This is a genomic window from Butyrivibrio sp. WCE2006, from assembly GCF_000701985.1.
Lineage (GTDB): Bacteria > Bacillota > Clostridia > Lachnospirales > Lachnospiraceae > Butyrivibrio.
The window spans coordinates 1-24304 of record NZ_JNKH01000006.1 but is presented as its reverse complement, the minus strand read 5'-3'; the positions used below and the strand labels follow the sequence as shown (position 1 = coordinate 24304).

Below are 24304 nucleotides of genomic sequence, written 5' to 3'. Positions count from 1 at the left end.
GCCAAAACAACGACTTCTTAAATGCAATATGGAAAAGCCTTCAAGAATCCTGCGTTTTTCAAGAAACTGCTCCAATACGAATATCGAATTTCCAAAGAAATCCAATAGTCTGTAATCTGCCAATTAATATATCGGCTATTCACTCTATAAGATTAATAGTCCTTACTGAACTTTTCCAAGCTGGTTAACTGCTATATCCAATGTGTCCTCCTCAGCCTGCAGAGCCTTGGAATTGGTATCATACTGTCTCTGTATGGTAATTATGTTAACCATCTCATCAACCACACTTACATTTGAAGCTTCGAGATATCCCTGATTAACAGTGGCATTAGCTTCTGCCGCCGTGGTCGAAACCACCTGAGCACCACCCTCACCGATAATGAAAGCATTATCCTGATATCTCTGTAAAAATTGAGGATTGTCAAATCTTGCAACCTGTATGGTTGAAACCACGTTCAAATCCTGGACTATAGTACCGTCCTGATTTATTGTAGCATCTATATTCGGATCTATCTGAATGGGATTATTGTTGACATCCAGGACATTATTACCCTCACTTGTGACCAGGTAGCCATCAAGCGTAAGGGTAAAATTACCGTCTCTGGTATATTTGATAAGTTGTCCGCCGCCATCAGGATCATCTGATGCGTAAGACGTTGCAAAAAAGGCATTACCGCCCGCTGTCATGTTGTCATTAACAGAGTTGTCATCTACATTGGGAAGCCCGTTATTAAGAGCAAGATCAAAGGTCTGACCTGTTTGTCTGAGCCCTCCCTGTTCGAAGTTAGTATAGGTTCCGGCGAGCTTAACTCCCGGATTCATAAGACCAAGTCTCCTGGCAGTCCAGGGCGCATCAGAATAGTCCTTAATCTTCAATGCCAGAAGATCACGGAATGACTGGCTTACCGAACGTTCCTCCTTGAAACCGGTAGAATTCACATTGGCGAGATTATTTGTCTCGATATCCATGCGTTTTTGTTCGTTTACCATACCTGTGTATGCAGTGTACAGACCTTTAACCATATACCGTCCCCTATTTATTTATTTTATACTTCGCGATAACCTGCAAGGAACTCTACATATCTTCCTGTTCCGATAGCAACAGCCGTCATCGGATCATCAGCTGTAACAGTATTGATGCCTGTCTTGGAAGCAATGAGGTCATCCAGTCCGCGAAGAAGGCTTCCACCACCTGTAAGGACAATTCCTCTGTCAGCGATATCAGCAGCAAGTTCCGGAGGGGTCTTCTCCAAAACTCCGTGGATAGCTTCTACGATCTGAGCTGTAGTCTCACGAAGAGCCTCTTCTGTCTCCTCAGATGAAACCTTAACTGTCTTAGGAAGACCTGTAACCAGGTTACGTCCTCTGACATCCATATAATCAGCCTCAGCTCTGGGATAAGCTGCACCAATCTTGATCTTGATATCTTCTGCAGTTCTCTCACCGATAAGAAGATTATGCTTTTTACGCATATATCTTACGATTGCTTCATCAAAGTCATCGCCTGCAATCTTAACTGATGTACTTACAACTGTTCCGCCAAGTGAGATAACAGCGATATCAGATGTACCACCACCTATATCAACAATCATGTTACCGCAAGGCTTTGTAATATCTATACCTGCTCCAATGGCTGCAGCAATAGGCTCCTCGATAATACGGACATCTCTTGCACCGGCCATTAAAGTAGCATCTTCAACTGCTTTTCTTTCAACTTCTGTAACTCCACTCGGTACACAAACTGCTATGAGCGGCTTACGGAAGGTTCTGTGTCCAATAGCCTTGGTGATGAAGTACTTCATCATCTGCTCTGTGACTTTGTAATCTGAAATAACACCCTGTCTAAGCGGTCTTACAGCAACAATATTACCTGGTGTACGACCAAGCATAAGTCTCGCATCCTCACCGATTGCCTTGATCTTCTCAGTATCCCTGTCATAAGCCACAACTGAAGGCTCCTTCAAAACTACACCCTTACCACGGATATAAACCAGGATGCTGGCTGTACCTAAGTCAATTCCAATATCTGTATACTGCATGAAATCTATTACCCCTTTCTGGAAATAAGGCTAAGAGCGCATAGTCGCTCACAATAATTATTTAAAGATATAATTCATTAAGCATTATAAACCAATAGGGCAATATTTGAAACATCAAATCACAATTTTTTAATTGGCTCTACACTTGTCTATAGGTTTATCGGCAGAACTTTATAAAAACTTTATACTTTTTATCAAAAAATATTTATTTTTTTTCCAACATTTTTTTGATGTACTTACCTGTGTAAGATTTCTTACATTTTGCCACCTCTTCAGGTGTTCCCTTTGCCACAACCGTACCACCGCCGGAGCCGCCTTCAGGTCCCATATCAATGATATAATCCCCGGTTTTTATGACATCCAGGTTGTGTTCTATCACAATTACAGTATTCCCGGCATCAACAAGTTCATGAAGGATCTTAACGAGCTTTTGCACATCCGCAAAATGAAGTCCTGTAGTAGGCTCATCAAGAATATAGATTGTTTTTCCGGTACTTGCCCTTGAAAGCTCTGTGGCAAGCTTTATTCTCTGTGCCTCTCCTCCGGATAGCTCTGTTGAGGGCTGTCCCAGCTTAACGTAGCCAAGTCCCACATCATAAAGAGTCTTTATCTTTCTTTTTATGGTCTTGATGTTTTCAAAAAACGGCAGAGCTTCTTCAACTGTCATATCAAGAACATCATATATGTTCTTGCCCTTGTATCTGACTTCCAGCGTCTCTCTGTTATAACGTTTTCCGCCGCAGACTTCACAGGGAACATAGACATCCGGCAGGAAATGCATTTCGATCTTTATTATGCCGTCTCCGCCGCAGGCTTCGCATCTTCCGCCCTTTACATTAAAGGAAAATCTGCCCTTCTTATAGCCCCTTGTCTTGGCATCAGGAGTACCTGCAAAAAGATCTCTTATCATGTCAAATACGCCTGTATATGTAGCAGGATTGGATCTGGGTGTTCTTCCGATGGGAGACTGGTCAATAGCAATTACCTTATCAAGCTGCTCAATTCCTTCTATTCCCTTGTGCTTTCCGGGAATACATCTTGCCCTGTTAAGGTCTCTCTCAAGATGCTTGTAAAGTATCTCATTTACGAGAGAGCTCTTTCCCGAACCGGAGACACCGGTTACTATGGTTAATACTCCAAGAGGGAATTCAACATCAATATTTTTAAGGTTGTTCTCCTGAGCTCCTTTTACCTTTATCCATCCTGTGGGCTGTCTTCTGTGGTCCGGAACCGCAATTTTAAGCTTTCCTGAGAGATATTGTCCGGTTATGGATTCCTTTACCTTCATTATCTCCTCGGCGGTTCCTGCTGCCACAATCTCACCACCATGGGAGCCTGCTCCCGGCCCCACATCCACTATGTAATCCGCAGCTCTCATAGTATCCTCGTCATGTTCAACCACGATAAGTGTATTACCCAGGTCTCTTAAGTTTTTAAGGGTATTAAGAAGCTTATCATTATCTCTCTGATGAAGTCCGATACTCGGCTCGTCAAGGATATAGCACACTCCGCAGAGACCTGACCCGATCTGGGTTGCAAGTCTTATACGCTGTGCTTCACCGCCAGATAGTGTACCTGTAGCTCTGGACAATGACAGATAATCAAGGCCAACATCAATTAGGAAGCCTACTCTTGCTCTGATTTCCTTAAGTACCTGTGCTCCGATGATTTCCTGCTGCTTTGTGAGCTTTAATCCTTCAAGATATTCATGAAGCTCTCCAATCGAAATTGATGTTATCTCATATATATTTTTATCATCAATCGTCACAGCCAGGGAATCAGCCTTTAGTCTCTGTCCCTTACATGCAGGGCAGGGTGTAATTCTCATATACTGCTCATATTCTGCCTTCTGGTTTTCAGAAAATGTCTCGCGATACCTCTGCTCCACATTCTTTATAAGTCCGTCGAACTTTATGGGATATCTTCCTTCTCCGCGCTGTCCCGAATATGCCACTGTCACTTCTCTGTCAGCACCGTATACAAGCATATGTCTGACCTTGGGACTGAGCTTTTCAAACGGAGTATCCATGCTGAATTTGTATTCCTTCGCAAGAGCCTTAAGAGTTGCATTGGTAAAGCTGCCTTCCTTATTAGAAGACTGCCATCCCATTACCTGAAAACATCCATCATTTATGGATAGGGATTTATCAGGAATCATCAGCTCCTCGTCGAATTCCATCTTATAGCCAAGACCTGTACACTCAGGGCAGGCACCGAAGGGATTATTGAAGGAAAAGCTTCTGGGCTCAATCTCGGATATACTTATCCCGCAGTCAGGACAGGCAAAGCTCTGACTAAAGTTCATGGGCTTTCCATCTATGACATCTACTGTCAAAAGTCCCTCAGCAAGATTAAGAGCGCTCTCTATTGAATCTGTAAGTCTGCCTCTTAATTCCTCAACCTCATCTCTGATAACAAGTCTGTCGACAATAATCTCGATATTGTGCTTTATGTTCTTATCGAGCTTGATCTCCTCTGAGAGGTCATACTGACTGTCATCTATTCTCACACGCACAAAGCCTGCTCTTTTAGCTCTGTCCAAAACCTTGGCATGCTCACCCTTACGTCCTCTGACAACCGGTGCCAGAATCTGGAACCTGGTTCCTGAAGGAAGAGAGAGAATCTGATCAGCCATCTCATCAACGCTCTGTCTCCTTATCTCACGTCCGCAATTCGGGCAGTGAGGAATTCCTATTCTTGCATATAAAAGTCTGAAGTGATCGTAAATCTCTGTAACTGTTCCGACAGTAGATCTGGGGTTTCTGTTGGTGGATTTCTGATCGATTGAAATTGTAGGTGACAGCCCTTCTATTTTTTCCACATCAGGCTTATCCATCTGTCCCAAAAACATTCTCGCATAGGAAGAAAGAGATTCCATATATCGTCTCTGTCCCTCAGCAAAAATAGTGTCAAAGGCAAGGGAAGATTTACCTGAACCGGAGAGCCCCGTAAATACTGTGAGGGTCTCTCTTGGTATATTTACCTTTACGTGCTTAAGATTGTGTTCATTAGCGCCGCGAACACGGATGTAATCATGGATGTCATCCGATAATATTCGCTTTGCAGATGTGTTTTCTTTTATCATATGTGAATTTTCAGCCATTTTTATCGTCCTCAAGAATTCTATATACTCCGGTAAAATATCCCGCGAGCATCACATGTTGTATATGTAACCAGCTTCTTGCGGGCAAAAGCGGAAATCGCTCGCAAGAATCCTGCTTTGCAGGACACGCCCCTCGCTTTGCGAGGACCTAGTCCAATACGATTCCCGTTTTTCTAAGGAAAAACAGGAATCTATCATTTTCCGCCGGTTACCTCCAAAAGATGTTTCTTCAGATCTATCATCTGGTCTCTCAGCATTGCTGCAGTTTCGAAATCAAGTTCCGTAGCTGCCCGCTTCATGCGCTTCTCAACATCCTTAATAACCTTTTCAAGCTCTTTCCTATCCATGGACTCGGGATCCTTCTCAAACTGAACCTCCTGTTTTGCAACAGCCTTGGTTACGCTTATAAGGTCTCGAACTGCCTTTCTTATGGTCTGAGGTGTTATTCCGTGCTCCTCATTATAAGCCTGCTGAATTTTCCTTCTGCGCTCCGTTATCTCTATGGCGTTCTTCATGGAATCAGTCATGTTATCCGCATACATGATAACGTGTCCATCAGCATTTCTCGCAGCTCTTCCGATGGTCTGAATAAGCGATGTCTCAGAGCGAAGGAAACCTTCTTTATCTGCATCAATTATGGCAACCAGAGATATTTCAGGTATATCAAGGCCCTCTCTTAGTAGGTTGATTCCCACAAGCACATCAAATACATCAAGTCTCATGTCCCTTATTATCTGTGCTCTCTCAAGGGTGTCTATATCTGAATGCATGTATTTTACACGAATGCCTGTCTCTGCAAGATATTCCGTCAGGTCCTCAGCCATCTTCTTTGTAAGAGTAGTTACAAGCACCTTACTCTTTTTAGCTGTCTCCTTGTTGATCTCGGTAATAAGGTCATCTATCTGTCCTTCAACAGGTCTCACGGATATCTCCGGATCAAGGAGCCCTGTAGGTCTTATTATCTGCTCAGCCCTGAGAAGCTCGTGCTCTGCTTCATAGGGTCCCGGCGTAGCGGAACAGAACAGCATCTGATCAATATGAGTCTCAAACTCCTCAAAATTAAGCGGTCTGTTATCAAGTGCAGAAGGAAGTCTGAATCCATAATCCACCAGCGTGGTCTTTCTGGATCTGTCTCCATGGTACATGGCTCCTATCTGAGGGATTGTCATATGGGACTCATCCACAATTATCAGAAATTCACCGTCAAAGAAGTCCATAAGTGTAAGCGGTGGAGAACCGGGTGCTGCAAAATTAAGATGCCTTGAATAGTTCTCAATGCCGGAGCAAAAACCAGTTTCACGCATCATCTCCACATCAAAGTTAGTACGCTCTGCTATTCTCTGGGCTTCAATCAGTTTATCCTCGCCCTTAAAAAACTTTACCTGCTCATCCAGCTCAGCTTCTATGTTCTTGCAGGCAAGATTAATTTTTTCCTGAGGAACAACATAATGAGAGGCCGGATATATCATTACGTGACTGAGTTCATTTTTTATAACTCCCGTAACAGGCTCAACCTCGCATATTCTGTCTATCTCGTCTCCAAAAAGCTCAACTCTTATGAGATAATCATCTGCCTGTGCAGGGAAAATCTCAATTGTATCGCCTCTTACGCGGAAGTTACATCTGTTTATGTCAAGGTCATTTCTTGTATACTGGATGGCAACCAGATCCTTAAGTATCTGATCCCTGCTCCTCTCCATTCCCGGTCGCAGAGAAATTGACATTCCCTTGAATTCATCCGGGCTACCAAGTCCGTATATACATGACACACTGGCAACAACGATAACATCCCGTCTCTCAGTAAGGGAGGCTGTAGCAGATAGCCTTAGTTTATCTATCTCATCGTTGATGGCAGAATCCTTGGCAATGTAGGTATCCGTCTGAGGTACATAGGCTTCAGGCTGATAGTAATCGTAATATGACACAAAGTACTCTACGGCGTTATTAGGGAAAAACTCCTTAAACTCACCATATAGCTGTCCTGCAAGAGTCTTATTATGACTGATAACAAGAGTGGGTTTATTCAGTGCCTGAATTACATTTGCCATTGCAAAGGTCTTACCTGAGCCGGTAACTCCCTGAAGAGTTTCGAACTGGTTTCCCTTCTTAAACCCCTCCACTAATGCTTCTATAGCCTGAGGCTGATCACCTGTCGGTTTGTATTCAGATTTAAGTTCAAAATGATCCATGCGATTACCTCTGCTGTTGTCCGAACATATTTTCGATTCAATCATTTAATTGTATCACATGCTTTATAAAAACTCAATCGAATCACAGGTCCTTACTATATCAATAAAAATGGCTTCTTTCTCGGTATTTATGCGATTCTTTCGATTCCGTTCCTGAAAACTTTCACAAAATTTAATAAAACACTTTCTTTTTTTGGCAGCCTTAAGTCTTAAAATATCAAGTTTAATATCTGCTGCCCCTGCATATCTTTCTCCAATGCAGGTGCTGCTGCATCTTTGGATGATTACATCCATACTCTCCCTGAACTTAGAGGAAACCGCAACTTCATTAAGACATTTTTCCATGGTCTGCCCCAGTTGATAAATATCAGTCCGGATGCCCTCGTCAAATCCGCCGTACTGTTCCGGAGCCGCAAAGCCTCTGGTCCCGACACCTGTACATTCTTTTTCAGCGCCCGGTATCTCCTTCCCATAGCATTCAAGGATTTTAGCCGTGCCATAGTCAATAATCCTTATATTCCCTTTATCATCCAGCATTATATTAGAGGGTTTTATGTCCCTGTGTATCACCGGCGGATTTAAACCATGAAGTTCCAAAAGAGCATCGCAAAGACACATAAAAAGCTCTTTTATCTCAAGTTCCGAATACCTTCTGACATCAAGCTTATCCAATGTGTATCCGGAAATAAGCTCCATAACAATTTCATTATCGCTTCCACTATATAGCCTTGGCGAAACTTTACACTTGCTTGCTGCCAGATATTTCAGGATTCTTTTCTCATTTTCAAACTGTGTTCTGTACAGTTCTCCTTTTTTGGCAATTTTCACTGCACATTCCCGGTTGCCCTTTATGGCAGTTGTCCTGTAAACCCTGGCATTACCACCGCTACCGATGACAGATACTGATTTCTCCGTTTCGCATATACTTGCGTCGCAGCAAGTAGCTGATGCCAATCTCTCCACATCACCTATACTTCTGCCAAAACCAATAAGCGATCTAAACCTCTTCATCTTACACATACCGCCACCACTGATACTGGCCGCTTTTCTCCTCTGCTCCATAGAAGCTCGCTTAAATATTCAATATTCTTCTGCATGGAATTCTGACCGGTGCACATCTGCGGACATAGCCTTTTATATATGTCAGCTCCAATCTGCCTTTCAAAAAAGGCTTCATTTCCTGCAATGATAGTGCTTCCCTCTGAAAGTCTCCCTTTGGTGCAGTAATAATCTGCACTTTCCTTGCTTATTTCTTCTATCGAAAGCCTTCCCGCTCTCATGACCTTGTTTTTCCCACTGTTTAACACATAATAGTTTATGCCCTTTAAAATCAGGATAGTTAAATCAGTGTCATATCTCCATATAAAAAAGCCTCTTTTACTGTATTTAAAAAAGAGCTTTTTAAGTAATTGCCTGCATTTTCCTGCCTTTTTATTAACTATTTTTTCAGCAGTCCTCACTACCTTATCACTCAGTTTTCCGTTTCTGTAATCAGTACTTAGCACCATGACGACAACATCATCATTTTTATCAGTATGAAAACCCTTTATCATAAGTCCGTCATTATTTAATTTTTCTCCCGGCTCTCTTAGAAAAGCCGCATAATAATCCAAAGTCACACTTCCTTTCAATTAAATTATTAATGGAAATTGAATCCGGTGAATCCGAATTCTTAATCAGAATAAAAATCAATGAAGACTATACCCTATAAGAACAACTTTGTAAAGTCATAGATTCTTGTTTTTCCGCTTTTGCCCACAAAAAGTCATATATTTTACATTTTATGTAACAGTCTTTTTGATGCCAGCCCCTCATGTATCTGAACTGAAATGTTTGTTTTCGTCTGCAGTGCTGGGCCGTCAGTAAATACTTTCACATAACACAAGGGGCATCGCCCAGATGATATAATCATCTAAAGCGACGCCCCTTTAAGTAGAGTACTTGATAATGTATTTTTGAATCCGTTGCGATTCATTCAAATCCACCAGGGACCTTCGAAAATCTTTATCACGCTGCCTTATCAGTTTTTTTGTCTGATTGTCCAAGCTCATCCTTAAGGACTTCAACCGCTTTATTAAGCTGGTTGTCTGTGCCATCCTTGGAGTAAGCTTCATTATCAAGAGGTATCTCGATGTCAGGAGTTATTCCAACACCATTAATGTCGTTTCCGTTAGGAGTAAAGTAATTACTGATAGTAAGCTTAACCGCTGTTCCATCTGTGAAGGGGAAAATCCTCTGTACTACTCCCTTTCCGTAGGTTGTCTCCCCTATTATGGTTCCTTTTCCGTAGTCCTTAATAGCACCTGACAGGATTTCAGAAGCACTGGCAGAATATCCATTTACAAGAACTGCCATAGGGATATCTATTTCATTTTCTCCATCACATTCGTAATCTTCTCTGTTACCGCCTCTGTCTACTGTATATACTATGTCGCCCTTAGGAAGAAGCTGTCTTGCAATATCACATACTGCTGCAAGGCTTCCGCCGGGATTGGATCTAAGGTCAATTATAAGAGCTTCAATATCTTTGCTCCTAAGTTCCTGCAAACCATCAATAAACTGACTTGTAGTAACAGAATCAAACTCTGTGATTCCTATGTAACCTATGTTATCCTCAAGCACCGTGGTATTTATCGTCTGGGCTTCAACCTTGTCTCTTTCAACCTCAAAATCAAGGTAATCAGATTCTCCCTCGCGATATATTGTTACCACCACCTTTGTTCCGATCTCGCCTCTTATCAGTCCCACAACTTCTGTAAGAGTAAGTCCCTGAACGGTCTCTCCGGCAACCTTGTAAATTACATCATTCGCCTTAAGTCCGGCCTTTTCAGCTGGTGAATCTTTGATTGTTCCGGTGATTCTCGGAAGATTCATCTCTTTATCCATGCTGACATATGCACCTATGCCGTAATAAATGCCCTGAGTGTCTGACATCAGATCCTCATACTCTTTGGTTGTATAGTACTCCGAATAGGGATCTCCCAGAGATGCCACAACGCCTTTATAAATTGCATTAGCTTCAGCAGATCTGTCAACATCCTTCTTGTAATAGTAGGTATCTATCGTATCCTCTATCACTTTGACTTTATTGATTGTTTCTTCACTTATAGCGGAGTCATTAGTCTGACCTTTTATCGGACTAATCGCAAAGCCCTTTATACTAATAATAAAAAAGCCAGCGGCCACAGCCAGTGCTGAAGCTGCAACCCCCATAATCAGCCCTGTAAAGAGCATCGCCATTTTGTTGTTTTTTGGTTCTTCCATGATAGTTCTTCCTTTCAAAGGAGTCCATTACTTCAGATAATTCCATGGACTTACATAATTACCGTTTAATCTTACTCCAAAGTGGAGATGTGGTCCTGTAGATCTTCCGGTTGTACCAACCGAAGCTATTCTCTGTCCTTTTGACACTTCAGCGCCTGTGGAAACGCTCAGTGAGGACGCATGCATGTAAATTGTATACAATCCACTTCCATGAGATATCATAACATAATTTCCCATGGTTGAATTATAAGCTGCAGCAACAACTTTTCCGTCATATGCTGCAAGTATGGCTGAACCGCTTGGCGCAGCAAGATCTATCCCGTTATGCATCTTTTTTACACCAAGTGTAGGATGCATTCTCATTCCAAAATCATCAGATATTCTGGAATATGACGGGCAAGGAAAAGAGAACACACCGCCATCGTATTTTCTTGCATTCTGGGCAGCAAGTTCAGCTTTTTCAGCTTCAACCGCTTTCTCAAGAGCAGCAATCGTGGCATTTTCTTCAGCAATCTGCTTCTCATATTCCGCGATTGCGGTTTCTTTATCCTTGATATCCTTAGTGAGTGAGCTGACCTCGGAATTTTTCTGTGCTATAAGATTCTGAAGATTCCCTTCCTCTATAACAACATCAGCCTTAGCTTCATCAAGAGTCTTCTTCTCCTCTTCAAGAGCTTCCTTTGTCAGTGTTGTCAGCTCTGTGTGAGCTATATACTCCTCAAGCTTTTTCCTGTCATAAGCTGAGAGTTCTTCTATATACTCCGCCTTATTAAGCATATCTGAAAAAGTACTTGTATTAACAAAAAGCTGATAATATACCGCATTTCCTTTTTCATACATAAAGCGTATACGTTTCTTCATAGCTTCATACTGCTCATTCTGCACACGAATGGCTTCTTCAAGCTCTGCCGTTGTCTCCTCGATATCCTGCTTCTTCTGCTCTATCTTTGCAGTAAGGTCTTCGATCTTTTTCTGAATATCCTCCAGATTAGCGTCAAGTTTTGTTATATATGTATTAAGGTCAGATTTCTCTTTTTCCAAAGATTTCTTCACCGACTGAAGATCAGTCAGCGAACTTTTCATAGAGTCTCTTTCCTTTTTAGCACTTGATATCTGTCCCTCTTTTTTCTTAATGCTATCTGCTGTGACCGCTGCTCTCACAGAATTAGCACTAAAAGAAACTGTGCCTGCAATCAGGCACAGAAGTATAGCAATTCCTACTATTCTTTTTCCGTATCCTCTGCCGTTCAAAATAGCAGCCTCCCCAAATGATGCTCTGATTATACGTGCAAATGCTTACGAACTGTTGTAACACTTCCAAGGAAACCAATACCCACACCGATCATGATTGATATAGGTGTAAGTGCTTCAAAAATCTGGCTTACAGGAAGTATATCCAATATTGAATTCAGCATTGAAAATCTTAATGCCACAAATTCTGCTGCCCTGTTATATACAAAATAGATGATCACAAGGGGAATCAGTGAACCGATAATTCCTATTATAATACCCTCTACCACGAATGGAGCCCTGACGAAGAAATCGGTTGCACCGATGTACTTCATGATATTTATCTCTTCTTTTCTTACAGAAATACCGATTGTAACCGTATTGCTGATAAGGAAGATTGACACCAGAAACAGTATTGCAATAATTCCAAATGATACATAAGCAATCAGCTTATTGATTCCGCTGAGTGTAGAGGCTGTTACCTCTGATCTGTTGACCGTCCTTACCGTATCAATTGATTCAAGATATGTAACAAGTGCAGGCTGCATTGACACATCGCTAAGATAAATCTGCAGGTTAGCCGAATCCTCCAGAGGATTCTCAGTAAATCCGTCTGCATACTCTCCAAGGTAATCAGTCTTGAAACTCTCCCAGGCATCAGCGGCTGAAATGTAATCAACTTTGCTGACCTCAGGTCTTTTCTCTATAAGTGATTTAGTAGCAAGGATCACGTCCTCAGTGGTACCTTCATTGAAGAATACTGTAACTGAAACACCTTCCTCCGCTGTCTTAACCACATGCTGAAAATTGGTAACTACTGAATAAAATATTCCAAACAAGAACAGACAGGCGCTTATTGTCGCTATTGATGCAAGCGTATACCATCTGTTTCGGCGCAGGTTTTTAAAGCCCTGCCCTATAGTATATAAAAAACTACTCATCCTCATCGTGATACTCACCCTCTTCTTCGTCGTGAATCACGACGCCTTTTTTCATAGTTATAACGCGCTTGTGCATGGCGTTAACGATCTCCCTGTTATGGGTAACGACAATAACTGTCGTTCCATTAAGGTTTATCTGCTCCATAAGCTTCATGATTTCCCAGGTATTATTGGGATCAAGGTTACCGGTGGGCTCATCCGCAAGGAGAATCTCCGGCTTATTAACAATTGCTCTGGCAAGAGCAACTCTCTGCTGCTCACCGCCTGCAAGCTGAGTAACCTTACTCTTATATTTTCCGGCAAGTCCGACCATAGCCAGAACAGACGGTACATTCTTCTTGATGTCTCTGGTGGATTTCTGGATTATTCTCTGGGCAAAGGCAACATTCTCATATACATTCCTGTCCTTCAAAAGTCTGAAATCCTGGAAAACTATTCCGAGTTTTCTTCTGAATTTTGGAATATTCCTGTGTCTCATTCTGCCAAGATCCTGCCCCATAACGGTTATTGTTCCATCCGAAGGTACAAGTTCTCTAAGAAGGAGCTTTATCAGTGTAGATTTTCCCGATCCGCTGTCTCCCACTATAAAAACAAATTCACCCTTCTTTATATGAAGGGTGACTCCATTTAAAGCTGGTGCGCCCGTCGAATATGATTTTGTCACGTTATCCAGCGTGATTATATCATCGGCAGGCACCGCTTCAGCTCTGCGCTTTCTTCTGTTAACTTTTTCCATACCTAATTCCTCTACTACCTAATTAAAAATCTTGTTTTCGGAGATTGCTGAACTACTCCGAAAATATTTGCATCAATTATCGATGGCAATACTGCAACCCCAAAATTGCAGCAATTATATACAATGACCGGATATTTGCCTGTGAATCTCACCTATCCGGTCCGCCTGTATGTATCAATAGCGCTCCATATACTTCATATATCTGACTACCATGAGCGCAATCTTAAAGGTTATCGCATCATCAAAAACTCTAAGATCAAGACCTGTGCTCTTCTGGAGTTTATCAAGTCTGTATACCAGTGTGTTTCTATGGATAAACAGCTGTCTTGAAGTTTCTGACACGTTCAGGTTGTTCTCAAAGAATTTATCAATGGTTGTAAGTGTCTCCTGATCGAATCCATCGGGATTTCTTCCTCCGAAGATCTCACGGATAAACATCTTGCAAAGAGGAATGGGCAGCTGATAGATCAGTCGACCGATTCCCAGCTCTCCATAGCTTATAACCTTTCGCTCATCAAAGAAAATTCTTCCTACATCAAGTGCCATCTTCGCTTCCTTGTAGGAGCGGCTGACTTCCTTGATCTCGCCTACAACAGTGCCTATTGCAATATGAACATTGGTTATTCCCATGGACTCTAAATGTTCCTGTAGTTCAATTGCTGACTTGGAAATCTCATCGGGTCTTCCAAGTTCGGAAACGTCCTTAACAACAATTACGTTATCCTCATCTACTTCTGTCACAAAGTCGCCGCCGTTTCCTGTACCATGTGTGCGTATAAGTTCAAGCACATTGTTTTCACGGATCTTATCAGCGGAGATAATCATTGTTACTCTCTTGGCATCAGCCGGAATATGCAGTTTCTTCGCCCTACTATATATGTCCACAAGAAGAAGGTTGTCAAGAAGCAGGTTCTTGATGAAATTATCTTTATCAAAGCGCTCCTTGTAAGCTACAAGCAATCCCTGTATCTGATAAGCTATCATCTTACCTATAGTATAAATACTCTCGCCGCTTCCAGCAGCTATGAGAATATATTCAAGCTGCTGCTCGTCATATACCTTAAAGAACTGATGTCCCTGTACCTCCTGTGAATCAGCAGGTGATCTGACGAAGTCCCTGACAGACTCTCCCATATCGGTAAAATCAGGTCTTGTGGCTGCTACCTCGTTGCCATCAACATCGAGCACGGATAAATCCACGTGGGCAATGCCTTTAAGACCGTCTATAGTATTTTGAAGGATCTGATTTGAAATCATAGTGAATCTCCCACAATTAGTTTTTCATTGTTCTTATACCATTCTACTCGATAAATGCATAAAAATCCACAAATTTAATCAATTTTTTTGTTTATTTTATATAATAAATTTTTACATAATAATTACCGATATATGATATAGAAATCCACAAATTTAATCAAATGTACAAGTGGATGTAAGTAAGGAGGTGCCTATGGACATACCCGAATTATCAATGGCACTGTCAGCCAGTAAGGTTCAGTCAGATTGGGGTACAGCTATGCTGGCCAATAATCTTGATGCCCTGGCAGAAGCAGGAAAGTCCATTGAGGAGATGATGGATGTGTCCGCTCTTGAAAGGTCGGTTAATCCGAACCTGGGTGGCACAATCGACATCAGACTCTGATGGAATCAAAGAGCCTCTTGCGACTCTTTGCTCGCCGAGCGCAGTTGCTTTAGCAACTATTTTCCTCTCGCGCGAGCGCGCATCCATAACGGAGCGCTTTTATCCTGTAGGAAATAACGGAATTTCTACAGGATAAAATGCCCCGCATATATTATGTAGTTCTTTCCGTTTCGATAAGATAAGTAACGAATCGGAAAACGCCACATAGTATATGCGGGGTTGTTTTATGCGTTAAAGCAAAATCTTAAGTTCTATTTATCATAGTCCGTACTTATACATATCCCCCCCGAAGACTCAGATCATCCTAATCTCATTCTCACCAATCTCGATCTTACCTTCTTTTAAGAGGTGTCCTATAGCACGTTTGAATTCGTTTTTACTCATGGACATTTCATCTCTGATAAGCTGTGGATCTGCCTTATCGGTAAACGGAAGGACTTTTCCGTTTTTCTCCATCTTCTCAAGAATGATCTGTGCATCAGAGTCTATCTGCAGGTATGCTTTTTCGCGAACGCTCAGGGTGAGCTTGCCATCTTCCCTTACATCTATTACTCTGGCAGTTATCTCATCGCCAATCTTGATATCTCCATAGAGTTCCTTCTTGGGAATAAGCGCTGAAAAGATGTCATCAACTGCCACAAACAGGCCAAAGTTACTGCTTGTCTCGTAAACCGTTCCGCGTACTCTGTCTTCTTTGTGATAAGGGCTATCTGTGCGCAAAAACTCGTAAACATTCATTGTAACCGCAAGTCTTCCGGATTTATCAACATAAAGTGCACAGAGCACGTTTTCATCTTTTTTAACCTTTCTGGTCTGCTCTCTGAAAGGCAAAAGCACATCCTTTTCCAGGCCCCAGTCCATGAAAGCACCAATCTTACCTACATCGTTAACCTTAAGCATGTTAACCTGACCAAGCATAAGTTTAGGCGTCCTTGTGGTAGCAATAAGTCTGTCATCAGAGTCTTTATATAAGAACACCGTGAGCTTATCACCGATCCCGGCGTCCTCCGGCACCTGCTTTTTAGGAAGCAGCACCTTATCATCACTTCCCTCTTTTTCAGCAAGGTAAACACCAAAATCTACCTTCTTTATAATTATCAGTTCCTGTTTTTCTCCAATTCTTAACATTTCTCTATCCTTTTTATTTCAACTATTGAATATGGTTTATTATTACTGTCATTCAGAAAAGCTGTGTATTCATTATCCTTTACATATATCACAGGGCTTATCTCGTCCCCGAGATAAGCCTGCTGCCTGTACTCAGCCCTTATCTGAATATTTTCCCTACTGACTGAGAGGGCCTTCAAGGCATCAATTCCTTCCCTCTCCGCAACCTGGCCAAACGCCTGCAAAGCAATCCTTATATGCTGTCCGTTGTTTACATGATTATTGGAATCAAGGTGATGTTTACCGACCTTTTTCCTGTCAGCCTCATAAATTGCAGCTCCCTCCGGAACAGAAATTTTTCTTGGTGCATAGTCCATAGGAAGCTTTTCATCAAGTGGGTATGTCTGTACTACCAGATCGTCTATTCTGGCAGGGCTTCCTTTTTCCAGATTTATCAGTGACCACACTGAGTTTGCAACTGAGAGCCGCTCTCCCTCATCAGTATCCATATAAAAATTTCTAAGTCCGATAAAGCCTTTCAGATCATAAGGCACAGTTCCTATGGTAACCCTTTCGCCAAGTCTCGGCAGTCTGTTTACCACCACCTGCCAGCAGTTAATCACCCAGGCCTGTCCCTTTCTGCTCATCTCTTCTATTGTAGCCGGTCCCTCCTGAGTCTGGAAGGTTGAGCAATCCTGGAAATAATCGATGAGTGATTCAAAGGTCAGGTATTGTTCAATATCCGTTTCCGTATATCTGATTCTAGAGTCAAAGCTGTACATTGTAGAATTACCTCAGTCAAAATCTGTTGTCTTTCTTCCTTTTATAATAACACAGATTGCAACCGTAAGCGGCATAAGCATTACAATTCCGTACTCATACCTGAAGTCTACCATAGGTGCTGCTATTAAAAGGGTCAGGATGATCGCAAGCTGCAGGATAAAAAGAGGCAAAAATCTCTTACTTTTCGCATCCTTGCGATTAATTATCAAGATGAAAAGCGAAAGGACAACAATCCACGTGTATGCTCCTGCACACCATAACATTCCATATAAAGGAATGAAGCTTCCAAGCTTTATAAGAATCTCTTTACCTTTGACTACTGCCTTTCCTCCAATAAGAGGCGTGGGTATAAGTCCGTAATCATTTTGCATTATTCCATCGATATTTCCTACTTCATAGGGAATATCAGAATACACGTATCCGCCCTCCAAGTCAAACCAGGCACGCAGATAATCTATCGGATGCCTGAATCCAAGCCTGAACCAAAGCCCCAGATATTCTAATTTGTTCTTTTCAAGAACCTCAGGGTGACCGGCTCTCACCAGTTCCTTGATATTGTCAGCAAAATCGGGAGCATATAATTCGTGGATATAAGTGGTATCAATAACAGCATCAATTAAACTTTTGTCTTTTTCAGACAGTTCCCTGTCTTCTACAAGAACTCTTGCAACCTGCTGAACAGGTAGTGATAAGGACTCAGCGAAATCAGGCCCCGCAATGTTTGCAGCGCTCATGACAGGTCCCTTCACTATAAGCACAACAGCAATAACTGTTATTGCGGATATGATAAGCTTTGCCGCATCCTTCCTGAATATATAAATTACAAAAGGTATACTGATAAGGAAACCATACCATCCGTTTGACCTGAAAAGTGAAACCATTATGCCCTCAATAGCAAAGGTTATAGCATCAGCTATCGATATTTTTTCCTTTAATGCCATCTCACAAAGGGTACATCCCATCAGCATCATTATTCCTGCAAATGGTACATCCTTCCATATTGTTACTGCAAAAACAGCATTAAAGGGCACAAGGGCAAAAAAGGCAAGAGGTAGCAGAATCCCCCAAACATTACCCAGAAGCTTTTTTATCTGAACAACAACCCGTGAGCAGCAACCCGCCAGAAACAGCATCTGGAAAACAGTGTAAAAACTTATAGCTTTATTGACATCTCCCGTTATAGAAAGCCCGAGTCTGTAGCACAAAGAGATAACAAGTGTATGCACCACAGGATGATGATTGGACCAGGGAATCCTTCCGATAACCTGCTCATATTGAACAATGGAATCAGCTGTCATTATCCCGGGATATTCATATAGAAAATATGGAAGCCAGCACAGCATACATATAACAAATGCCAACAGAAAGACCGTTGTATCTCCCAAAAGCAAATTACTTTTATTATTCACAGCGGTATTTTTCGGACCGCCGTTACAGGCTGCTTTTGCTTTACCGAAGCCAAATGGTTCCCCTATTCCAAACACCAGCTGGAAGACTCTGAAATACGAAAGAAATAGTCCGACAAACATGATCCCCATTCCCAATATTTTGAACAGGGAGCTTGAAAATCCGGCAACAGAAGCCTGTCCAAATAATAAAACAGCCACAATCGATAAGAGCAAAGCAAAAGTGATAGCCGGTATCATTCCCTTCTTCTTATTTGCCTGCACCTTTTTTCCTATATAATAGAACACTCCGAAAAATATAAGAGTAAGCGGATTCCTTACCGTTATACGGCACAAAATCTGCAGGCCCCAGGTGCACATGAACGCTATGAGCGCATTCTTCAATTCTTTTGTCTCTAAATTACACATATCTGCTATAATCCTTTTAGAATAATTGGCAAAAAGCCTTAAGGAGTAGTAATTCCAATGGAACACTCAAGTATTTCCCGTAGTACAACCATCAGAATAAATGAACTTATTTATTATATATATTTCCTGTGTCTTTTCGGAAGCCGCGCAGTAGGTCTCTATGATGGCCAAAAGCTTTACAATGCTTTCCTTGTGCTCGGTGCCGGTTTCTTTGTTATTAAGATTTGTACAACAAGACATATTCTTGCTGAATATATTGGAAGCTTTGCTCTGCTTTTTATCGCAGGCCTCACTTACATCTTTTCCGGTGAAAAGGGACTTCTAATATACTTTACCATGATGCTTGGCATGAAGGGTATTGCAAAGGAAAAGGTCATCCGCACAGGTCTTTATGTCTTAGGTATTTCTTATTTCATATTATATTTTCTGTCGGTAACAGGACTTATAACCGAACTAAACCACATGAACAAGCGCTCTGGCTATGGTTTTTTGATGCGGCACTCCCTGGGATATCCTTATCCCAACACAGCTCATACAACATTTCTGATACTTGTCATTCTGTTCTTTTATTTATATAAATCAGACTCTACCATCAAACTGATAAAAGCATCTGTTATAGCAATGCTGCTAAACCTATATATCTATGTCTACACAGTAAGTTTAACAGGTCTCATATCAGTGACAATTTATCTTCTTGTGAATTTCTATCTTCAGAAGAGAACCGGACGTTCAAAAATCGAAAACGTCCTTATATTATTATTATTCCCTGCGGTTGTAATTTTCTCCATCGCAGGACCTCTTCTGGCCAAAGGAGATATCTTCTCTTTTATGAATAAGCTCCTTCACAAGAGATATGAATACGCCCTGTACTTTCTTACAAATGAAAAGGTCACTCCTTTTGGTTCATATTTCAAGGCACCTCCGACAAACTGGTATATGCTGGACAACTCCTTTTTATATCTGTTCTTACAACTTGGAGTAATCTCATTTATAGCTGTCTGCATTATCTATATCCTATGGATAAAGAACCTGATTGATGAGGATCAAAGACCTGAACTTGCAGTTATGATAACCTTTTGCTTTATTGGAATGAGCGATCCGTTTCTTTTTAATTTAAGTTACAAGAACATAACCTTTATATTTATAGGCTCATGGCTCTTTAGTGAGTTTGCAAAAAAATCTGATAATCTCCCTAAACTGCTAAGGAAGGATTTTATCCTGCTTCCCATCGGAGAAAAGGAGCTAACCTTTAACACAGGCAGTCTTGCAAAAATAAAGTCAGTTACGTCAAAAACATTTATTAAAACCGGTAAAAGTTTTATAGCATACACTGTTATTTTTGCTGCTGCTTTATTCATTGGCTATGCCGCTTATACCGGAACTCATACTGAACCCAAAATACTGTATGTTGATTCCAAAATTGCTGACCCTTATTTTTCACACAGCAACATCGAAATGACTATGCAGGATGTAAACACAGCCCTCGCTGAAGGCAATCTGGTGGAAGGCTATGACGAAGAAGATCCCACAATGTATGTCTTCAAGAAAAAGGCTCCGCATATGGAATACATACGGAGCGCGCTGACCTGCGGTGTCTTTTCAGGTCTTATCCTTGTACTTCTGATATCAATTATCGGAGCCTTCCGTAAAGTTTGATATTTCCTTTACATACTCGTCATAATCTCTTATATATTCGTTGGCATCATAATGTTCACTGGCCAGTACTAAAAGAACTGAATCCGGGCTGAATTCATACATCTCTTTCCATACCATGTTAGGGATGTAAACCCCGGTATTTGGTCTGTTCAGGCAGAAAATTGCTTCATTCCCTGCTCCGTCCATTACCTTTACTTTACTTGTTCCTGCAACATTTATCAGCACAAATTCCGTTTTTCTGTTTGCATGCTGTCCACGTACAACGGTGGCATCACTTCCATACATATAGAATGCTCTCTTTATATCGAAAGGGATATCTTTTCCTCCCTCAACGATGACAAGCTGTCCCCTCTCATCACCCATATCCTTGAACTCTATCATTTTTACCCTGTCTGTATGATTAAGCATCTTTTCACTCCTATCCGTATATTATTAAACGAAACTTAATAGTTTTTTAATTGAATCATAGTCACTCAAATACTAGAATGTACTTATAAAATACAATAGATTGGGGGTTTGTGCAATTAAGGCACATCGTTAACTATGAACTTCTTAAAAAAATGCATGAACCAGAAATGGTTTCCCTACACCGTAGCAGCATGTTCTGCAGTAATTGTTTATTTAGCCCTGTCACATCTGGGATCACTATTTAACGGGCTTAGCATACTTGGAAAATATTTTGCTCCTGTAATCACAGGTCTGATACTGGCATATGTAATTCATCCGCTAGTAGCCTTTTTTGAAAAAACTATTCTGTCAGGAATAAAGAAAAATGGAATAAAGAGACCGCTGGCTATTTTGCTTGCATTTCTTGTAATACTCCTATTTATTGCCATATTGATGCTGGCGCTGATTCCTCAGCTCATTGACAGTATTTCAACCTTTGTAACAAACATCAACAGTTATTCCACATCCCTTGAAGAACTGCTGACTAAATTCAGCAACAGTGCAAGGCATTTTAATATTGATCTGTCAGGCATAACAAGCAGAATCAATACCTTTCTGTCAGAGCTGGCTCAAAAGCTTCCTGCTGCATTAACCCAGATAATAAATGTTTCTGCCGGAATCGGTAAGGGATTCTTCAACTTCATCCTTGGTTCTATTTTGGCAATCTACTTTTTGGCAGGTCAGGAAAAGCTTGTTGCCGGCACCACCAGACTTATGAAGCTCTACATAAAGCCCGCAGCCTATGAAAAAATGGGCAATTTCTGGAGCAGAAGTAACGATATCCTGAAGCGTTACATTGCAGGAGATATCCTTGACGGACTTATCGTGGGCATTGCAAACTGGATTTTCATGATGATCACCGGAATGTCATATTCCGTACTCATATCACTTTTTGTCGGAGTAACCAACCTTGCACCCACCTTCGGACCGATTGTAGGTGCTATATTAGGAAGCTTTATCCTGGTACTGGTTAATCCCATGCATGCACTGATTTTCCTTATTTTTACAATTGTACTTCAGACTTTGGACGGATACGTTATAAAGCCAAAATTATTCGGCGATACCCTTGGTGTATCAGCTGTCTGGATACTTGTCACATTGGTAGTCGGCGGAAGAATGTTCGGTATAGCCGGCATCATGCTCTCTATACCATTCGCTGCTATTTTTAATTTTTCGTATCAGGAATGGATCCAGAAAAAAGAGGCACAGGTCTCTTCTAAGGATGAACTGACGGAACCTAATAAAGAGGAATAACTATGAACGTTGAGGAGTATACATATCATGAGCTAAAGCAAATGATGGATTATATGAAACGAATGTATGACACAGTTCGTCTTGTTGACCCTGTTGAGTGTCGCGAGATAACTGTGGATACCTCCGGCGAAATTCACTATGAAAAAGAGTGCTACTCCGCCTGGAATGCCGCTTCACGCTGTTCTAACTGCTCCAGCTACAGAGCTGTGATGAGCGCCCAAAGACAATCCAAGGAGGAAATATACGATAATCACAGGTTTCTTATACAATCCATACCAATCAAGCTCATTCTTCCCGACAGAAACAATTTTGCCTGCGTAATGGAACTGATAAGCATAGATGAAAATGAATGTGACTGCAGCAGCGCTGCACCAACAATCATTGCAGGTGAAACAGGCAAGCAGATGTCCCAGGGAATGACTGAAGCTGATTATGTGGCAACTCATGACCTCCTCACCAGACTTTATAATCTTGATGGAATCTGCCGTGAGGTCAGAAGACTCCTTGTAGATGATCCCGAAACAGAACGCGTACTGATAACCGGGGATATAAGGCATTTTCGTATATTAAATGAGCGCTATGGTGTTCAGCGTGGAAATGAAGTGCTGATAGCCATTGCCGATATGTTAAGAAAAAGCTGTGGCCCTGATACTGTATATGGCAGAACCCATGCTGACCACTTTGTTCTTTGTATGCCCGAGAACCGTTTTGATGAAGGCGTATTCATGGATGCTGTGGAAGAAATCGGAAAAATGATAGATACCGAAAACTATCATCTCTATTTCCATCTTGGTGTATTCAGGATTGAGGATCCCGACATCCCTGTAACAATGATGATAGACAGGGCTGATCTTGCCCTTCAGACGCTCCATGACAGACGTGAGAACATTCTTACGTTTTACACAAACAAGCTCTTAAAACAAGCTGAGACAGAAACGGATTTTCTCAATAATTTCAAATCCCTTCTGGATGATGGCCAGTTCCATATTTTCCTTCAGCCTGTTTTTGATGCAAATATGAATGTAACCGGAGCTGAGGCCCTTACAAGATGGATTAAACCTGACGGAACCACTATTTCATCCGATAAGTACATCCACATCCTTGAAAGAGGCGAACACATAGCAATGCTTGATACCCGCAACTGGGAGCTTGTTATGAAGCAGCTTCGTTCCTGGCAGAATACTGCAAGGCACAATTTTGTCATATCCGTAAACGTATCTCCCAAGGATCTTTTCTACATGGATGCCCTTAAGAAGGTAAAAGAGCTGGTCCACGCCTATAATGTCGATCCCAACAGGCTAATCCTTGAATTCTCAGAAGTGGATCTTATGAAGGATACGGAGCAGCATCTGGCCATTATTGATCGTTTCAGGCAGGAAGGCTTCAGAGTAGCCATAGATAATTTCGGTGCAGGTAATCTCTCCATCACCATGATAAAGGAACTCCACACCGACTATGTAAAAATCGATAAATCCGTTATAGCAGATTGCGACAACGATGAACGAAGCAGAATGGTTCTGGAAGCTTCCGTCAAACTGGTCCAGCAGCTGGGAATGAACGTAGTTGCAGAGGGCGTGGAAACAGAGCAGCAATACGAATACCTAAAATCCATAGGCTGCAACAAATTCCAGGGATTCTACTTCTCACATGCAATCCCCATTAAAGACTTTGAAGAGAAGTACTAAAAGAGCTTTCATTACGCCCAGCCCCTACGATATCCATTTAGAACTGCACAGTTCCAAACGGATATCGTAGGGGCTGGGCTGTTTATGAAAGCTAGAACAAAGAGTCGCTCGCGACTCTTTGCGCGCTGGTGCGCGCAAGCTTTAGCTTGCAAAATTCATCTGCGCACCAGTCGCATCCATAGCGGAGCGCTTTTTATTCAATAGGAAATCCGAAGGAATTTCTATTGAATAAAAAAGAATGTCGCTTGCAAAATCCTCGCGCGCGAGCGGTATTGCGAAGCAATTAAATACCTTTATGATAAAACACAAAAGCCGAACCTCTAAGAGTCCGGCTTTACTTCAAAACTTTATTCAATAGTTATTATCTTAAATTGTAAGTAATCTATGTTATCTTAATGATATCCTTGCCACATC

The 24304-nt window shown here is 41.6% G+C and carries 19 protein-coding genes; 4 read left to right on the top strand and 15 right to left on the bottom strand.

The window, feature by feature from the left end:
* Positions 1-162: 162 nt before the first annotated feature.
* The 11 genes from T501_RS05835 to T501_RS05785 all read right to left on the bottom strand — a co-directional run bounded on the left by T501_RS05835 (position 163) and on the right by T501_RS05785 (position 14759).
* Positions 163-1023 carry a flagellar hook-basal body protein gene (locus T501_RS05835; protein WP_044913819.1) on the bottom strand — a complete coding sequence of 287 codons (861 nt, stop codon included), beginning with the start codon at positions 1021-1023 and terminating at the stop codon, positions 163-165.
* A gap of 23 nt (positions 1024-1046) precedes the next feature.
* Positions 1047-2039, bottom strand: a complete 993-nt coding sequence (locus T501_RS05830; RefSeq protein ID WP_026509564.1) for a rod shape-determining protein — start codon at positions 2037-2039, stop codon at positions 1047-1049.
* Positions 2040-2244: 205 nt separating this feature from the next.
* Complete coding sequence (gene uvrA / locus T501_RS05825; protein ID WP_044913886.1) at positions 2245-5124, bottom strand: excinuclease ABC subunit UvrA; 2880 nt, start codon at positions 5122-5124, stop codon at positions 2245-2247.
* A gap of 212 nt (positions 5125-5336) precedes the next feature.
* Entirely contained in the window at positions 5337-7331 is a 1995-nt protein-coding gene (gene uvrB, locus T501_RS05820) for an excinuclease ABC subunit UvrB (RefSeq protein ID WP_044913818.1), read from the bottom strand.
* 63 nt (positions 7332-7394) lie between these two features.
* Positions 7395-8393, bottom strand: a complete 999-nt coding sequence (locus T501_RS05815; protein WP_081843055.1) for a serine/threonine protein kinase — start codon at positions 8391-8393, stop codon at positions 7395-7397.
* A complete protein-coding gene (locus tag T501_RS05810; protein ID WP_044913816.1) occupies positions 8339-8944 on the bottom strand; it encodes a hypothetical protein in 606 nt (201 codons plus the stop codon). The genes T501_RS05815 and T501_RS05810 overlap by 55 nt, the downstream gene beginning before the upstream one ends.
* Before the next feature lie 394 nt (positions 8945-9338).
* Positions 9339-10595, bottom strand: a complete 1257-nt coding sequence (locus T501_RS05805; protein WP_081843054.1) for a S41 family peptidase — start codon at positions 10593-10595, stop codon at positions 9339-9341.
* Between the two features lie 27 nt (positions 10596-10622).
* On the bottom strand, positions 10623-11846 hold the full coding sequence (locus T501_RS05800; RefSeq protein WP_049945663.1) for a murein hydrolase activator EnvC family protein: 1224 nt from the start codon (positions 11844-11846) through the stop codon (positions 10623-10625).
* A 29-nt stretch (positions 11847-11875) separates the two neighbouring features.
* Positions 11876-12772, bottom strand: coding sequence for a permease-like cell division protein FtsX (gene ftsX, locus T501_RS05795; RefSeq protein WP_026509572.1), 897 nt, complete (start codon positions 12770-12772; stop codon positions 11876-11878).
* Positions 12759-13448 (bottom strand): cell division ATP-binding protein FtsE, encoded by a 690-nt coding sequence (gene ftsE, locus T501_RS05790; RefSeq protein WP_026509573.1) that lies wholly within the window; start codon positions 13446-13448, stop codon positions 12759-12761. The genes ftsX and ftsE overlap by 14 nt, the downstream gene beginning before the upstream one ends.
* Before the next feature lie 228 nt (positions 13449-13676).
* Positions 13677-14759: a PucR family transcriptional regulator gene (locus T501_RS05785; RefSeq protein WP_026509574.1), complete on the bottom strand. Its 1083-nt coding sequence runs from the start codon at positions 14757-14759 to the stop codon at positions 13677-13679.
* A gap of 193 nt (positions 14760-14952) precedes the next feature.
* Here T501_RS05785 and T501_RS05780 point away from each other — a divergent pair, with 193 nt between their 5' ends.
* The gene (locus tag T501_RS05780; protein ID WP_026509575.1) at positions 14953-15144 is read left to right on the top strand and encodes a YjfB family protein; all 192 of its coding nucleotides are present in this window, start codon (positions 14953-14955) and stop codon (positions 15142-15144) included.
* Between the two features lie 294 nt (positions 15145-15438).
* On the opposite strand, the gene T501_RS05775 is transcribed toward T501_RS05780, so the two are convergent.
* The 3 genes from T501_RS05775 to T501_RS05765 are packed head-to-tail and all read right to left on the bottom strand — an operon-like array spanning position 15439 to position 18848.
* Positions 15439-16272 (bottom strand): CvfB family protein, encoded by an 834-nt coding sequence (locus tag T501_RS05775; protein ID WP_026509576.1) that lies wholly within the window; start codon positions 16270-16272, stop codon positions 15439-15441.
* On the bottom strand, positions 16266-17033 hold the full coding sequence (locus T501_RS05770) for an acyl-[acyl-carrier-protein] thioesterase (RefSeq protein WP_044913815.1): 768 nt from the start codon (positions 17031-17033) through the stop codon (positions 16266-16268). The genes T501_RS05775 and T501_RS05770 overlap by 7 nt, the downstream gene beginning before the upstream one ends.
* 12 nt (positions 17034-17045) lie before the next feature.
* Entirely contained in the window at positions 17046-18848 is a 1803-nt protein-coding gene (locus T501_RS05765; RefSeq protein ID WP_044913813.1) for a DUF6020 family protein, read from the bottom strand.
* 57 nt (positions 18849-18905) lie between these two features.
* On the opposite strand from T501_RS05765, the gene T501_RS05760 reads away from it, so the two are divergent.
* A complete protein-coding gene (locus T501_RS05760; RefSeq protein WP_044913812.1) occupies positions 18906-20504 on the top strand; it encodes a hypothetical protein in 1599 nt (532 codons plus the stop codon).
* Here T501_RS05760 and T501_RS05755 read toward each other — a convergent pair.
* The gene (locus T501_RS05755; RefSeq protein ID WP_044913811.1) at positions 20475-20912 is read right to left on the bottom strand and encodes a sugar 3,4-ketoisomerase; all 438 of its coding nucleotides are present in this window, start codon (positions 20910-20912) and stop codon (positions 20475-20477) included. The genes T501_RS05760 and T501_RS05755 overlap by 30 nt on opposite strands.
* Before the next feature lie 156 nt (positions 20913-21068).
* Here T501_RS05755 and T501_RS05750 point away from each other — a divergent pair, with 156 nt between their 5' ends.
* Both T501_RS05750 and T501_RS05745 read left to right on the top strand, forming a co-directional pair.
* The gene (locus T501_RS05750; protein WP_207641181.1) at positions 21069-22205 is read left to right on the top strand and encodes an AI-2E family transporter; all 1137 of its coding nucleotides are present in this window, start codon (positions 21069-21071) and stop codon (positions 22203-22205) included.
* Between the two features lie 2 nt (positions 22206-22207).
* Positions 22208-23890, top strand: coding sequence for a GGDEF domain-containing phosphodiesterase (locus tag T501_RS05745; RefSeq protein ID WP_044913808.1), 1683 nt, complete (start codon positions 22208-22210; stop codon positions 23888-23890).
* The last annotated feature ends 414 nt before the right edge of the window (positions 23891-24304 follow it).